We start from the raw sequence: 3,624 nt of genomic DNA, 5'->3' as shown, positions 1-3,624 counted from the left end.
CCGCACGCGTGCCCCGGTCGAACGCGGCATCGCCCACCTCAAGACCTGGCACATCTTCCGTCACTCCCGATGCAGCCCCAATCGAATGACGTCAACTGCTCAAGCCGTGCTCACCCTGGAGCGCCAACGCTGAAAACGCTCAGTGAAGACCCCGCGCAGCTGCACGCGTCGTTGTCGGAACTGATCCCGGAAATCGAGCTCCGCGAGAAGCGCATCACCAAGCTGCTCGACCAACTCACCGAGGACCAGCTCCTCTTGGTGCAACAGTGCGCGGCCCTCACCAAGACCATCGTGGCGATGCTGCACCAGGTCGCCCGGCACTCCAAGCTCCCTGCCGGACTGGGCGCCTGGTCGGGCAAGCCCTTCCTCACGCTCAGACTCGCCGACTGGGGCAGCGAGGAGACCCTCACCCACCGCATATCCGCCTGTGTTGACATCTTGGTCGCCGACGTCGCTGCCAAGCACTCCAGCAGCGCCAATGTCCTTCCTCCCGCGCTCGACTTGGCTAAACGCCTGGTGCTCGCCGCCCTGGGCGGCAGCGGAAGCATCACCGCCAAGGTGCTCAAGCCCCACCCAGTGCCGGTCATGGACCCCGTCGACGTCACGCAGATCAAGAAGTTCTCCGGCGGTGAACTCCTGACCGTGTCCGTGCTGTTGTACTGCTGCCTGGCGCAGGTGCGTGCTGCCAACCGCAACAGCGGGCTTCCCGGCGGCGTCGGCACCCTGCTGCTGGACAACCCGATGGGCAAGTCCAACTACGTGCCGTTCATCGATCTCCAGCGAACGGTTGCCGCCACTCATGGCGTCCAGCTCATCTACACCACGGGTGTGGAAGACCTCGACGCTGTCGGCCGCTTCCCCCTCATCCTGCGCCTGCGCAACAACGCGCACGACGCCCGCAGCGGCCACCGCCTCGTCCAGCTGACCGAACGCTACGGGGATGCGGTCAGCGCCGGCGTCACCGATGCCCGCTCCGACGGAATCCGTGCCGCACGGCTGTACCGGTTCCCACTCGCCGAGTCCGACAACGACCAGCCGGACGATTCCGCGGAAGCTGACGACCGGGATGGGGAAGACGGGGCATGACCACACCACGCACGCTCGACAAGATCCTGCTGGACCGGCTGAACGCGCACCCGCGGAAACGGATCCCCTTCGACAACCTGGCCGCCGCCGCGTACACCTCGAACCCGGCACTCCTCACCGCGCCCGAACGGCGTCAGCTCCTTGCCGACGCTCTCGCTGTTCTCCGGGACACCGGCGCCCTCAAGCTGCCCGTCACCCGGAAGTTCTGGGACCATACGGCGCTTCCGCCCCTGCCCCAATGGGCCGAGCGCATTGACCCGCCCCGTCCAGCCGTCAGCCGACCCCCTACCCGATCTTGGGTAGCAGAACTGTCGTTCCTCGACGGCCTCCGACTTAGCCCGCACGACCATCACCTCTTCACCCGCCTCAACGGCTTCCTCCTCGCCGACGGAGCCAGCAGCGAACTGGTACCGCTACGCGACCGTGCCTTCGAGCTGTTCGGCGACGAGAAACACCTCGACGGCATTCACGACTCGAAATGGGTGCTCGGCGGCTTCCTGAGCATCAAGGACCACCTACGGGCCTACCTCACCCCGGAGCCCCTGAACATCATCGAGCTCGGGCCGGCGCCCTGGCTTCTGATCGTCGAGAACACAGCCGCCTTCGACAACCTCCGCCGCATTCTGCGAAATTGGACCCACCCCAACGAAGTGGGTTGGCTCGCTTTCGGCGACGGCGACCGCATCGCCTCCAGCATCACCACGCTCCCGGACCGCCTCGCCGAAACAGGCCAGGAACTCACGGAGATCCTGTACTACGGAGACCTCGATTACGACGGTCTCCATTGCGTGATCCTCGCCAGCCAGCGATCAGTGTCGGTCGGCCTCCCCCCGCTCACCCCAGCAGGCGGGCTCTACGCAGCACTCCTCAAATGCGCACGCCGAAAGACCGCTGTAGTCACTCCCGAAGCCGCCCACAACATCAGTAGCTGGCTGCCCTCACCACTCGCCAGCAACGCAATCGACGTACTTACCAACGGAACCGCTGTCCGCCAGGAAGCCCTACCGCTCACCGCACTACGGAAAGTTCTCACACCAACCAATGGCGACTTGCGGCAACAACTCGCCACTGCCCCCGGCGACGCGGGCCCGCCATACAACTAGGCTCCGCGCGCTCATCAGACGTACCTCAACTGCTGCCAGATAGCGTGCCCATTCGGCACGCGAGGGACGGCAACGTAGCCGACGGTCCCCGGATACCGAAGCCGCAGCTCCTCAAAGCCCGTCAGCTCGCCTGAAGCTCCTGCACCACCTGCTCCGCCGTCTTCCGCGCGGGGATAAAGCGGGGGTCCTCGGGATCAGCATAGGGACCAAGGATCTTCGCGGCGACGAACAGCATCATCAGCTTGCCGTCCCGGCTCGCCAGATCACTGCACTGCTCTCTGCGGACGCGGTCGGCCAGAGCCGGGACGGCAAGCGAGGCTCCCCACAGATTTGCCGCATCCAGGCCGCGCGGAGCCATGCCCCAGTCCTCCCAGTCGAACACGCAGAACACCGGAGCCGTCACATTCGCCCAGTTGAGATCCGCATGGGCCGGACGCCAATCGGCCACCGCCGTATCGACGCCGGGGAAGACACTGTGGATCGTTCCCGTGACCAGTTCCTGCGTGAGGGTCTCGGTATCCGGTGTCGCGATCCGGTTCGTGCGCTGTGCGGCAAGGGCCTCCAGTGAAGCATTCAGCGAAGCCCACCACTCCTCGGCCAGTCTCGGGTCCTCTGCCACCACGGCGCTCCCCACTGGGGCACCCGGCAGCAGTCCTGTCTCGTCCGCCCGCCACATCACCGGCTCCACCTCGTCCCGCCACGCAACACCGGCGAACCAGCCTGGCTTGGCGATCCCGCGCAGGGCCTCCGCGGACGCAGTGCCGTCCCCGCCCTGAACCCCGATCCGGTCGAGCCCACGCCAATCGATGCGCACCCACGTACGGCGGTCCGTACGCGCCCCCACCGACCGGCGCTTACGCACCACAGTCTCGCGATCAAGGCGCACCCCCAGCATCCGCTCCACACTGTCCAGTACGGCTTCCATAGGCTCTTTACGCAGATCCACCGAACGCAGCGTCATACACCAGAACGTACCAAGCCCCAGCCACAGCAGTCCGACCCATCAGAGCGGCTTGGCACCGGCCCCACGGCGGATTTACGGGGCGTACGGGCCCCAGCTCAGTACGGCGAGTGGCTCCTGCGCAGAGCCGCTTGTCGCCGCCGGCTTGGCGAACCCGAGTAAAGCGGCACCCACGACACACACCCCGCGCCAGTGGATGGCTCGTCAGCGGTGGGTTCTTCCTCGGGCGTGAGGGGGCGACCCGGTGCAGCTCTGCGATCAGCTGGTCACGCACCAGACGAGGCCCAAGATCACGATGAAGGTGCAGAGCCGCAAGGTGCCCTGCCAGGTGGCGAGCGACTCTCGCACCAGCTGAACCATCGCCCTCATAGGGGTCACCACTAAGGGCTGTCCCGTAACTGCTGGTCACAGGTGAGATGATCTTACTGTGGCTGGTGTGATCACGGCGTCGGAGCCGTCCTGGATAGCCCCGTT

At 66.0% G+C, this 3,624-nt stretch carries 3 protein-coding genes and 1 pseudogene; 3 read left to right on the top strand and 1 reads right to left on the bottom strand.

The features are described from left to right. The 3 genes and pseudogenes from ACFWA7_RS39810 to ACFWA7_RS39800 all read left to right on the top strand — a co-directional run. Nucleotides 1-133, top strand: a pseudogene (locus tag ACFWA7_RS39810) (IS5/IS1182 family transposase); the annotation flags it as partial. A 38-nt stretch (nucleotides 134-171) separates the two neighbouring features. Further along, complete coding sequence (locus ACFWA7_RS39805; protein ID WP_385828045.1) at nucleotides 172-1,086, top strand: hypothetical protein; 915 nt, start codon at nucleotides 172-174, stop codon at nucleotides 1,084-1,086. Further along, nucleotides 1,083-2,189 (top strand): hypothetical protein, encoded by a 1,107-nt coding sequence (locus ACFWA7_RS39800; RefSeq protein WP_385547174.1) that lies wholly within the window; start codon nucleotides 1,083-1,085, stop codon nucleotides 2,187-2,189. The genes ACFWA7_RS39805 and ACFWA7_RS39800 overlap by 4 nt, the downstream gene beginning before the upstream one ends. Nucleotides 2,190-2,310: 121 nt before the next feature. Here the strand turns inward: ACFWA7_RS39800 and ACFWA7_RS39795 are convergent, their stop codons facing one another. After that, a complete protein-coding gene (locus tag ACFWA7_RS39795; protein ID WP_385547177.1) occupies nucleotides 2,311-3,150 on the bottom strand; it encodes a hypothetical protein in 840 nt (279 codons plus the stop codon). Nucleotides 3,151-3,624: the final 474 nt, after the last annotated feature.

The organism is Streptomyces sp. NPDC059994, assembly GCF_042737755.1.
Taxonomy (GTDB): domain Bacteria; phylum Actinomycetota; class Actinomycetes; order Streptomycetales; family Streptomycetaceae; genus Streptomyces.
Note: the sequence above shows the minus strand (reverse complement) of the source record. Positions and strands in the feature narration are given on the sequence as shown.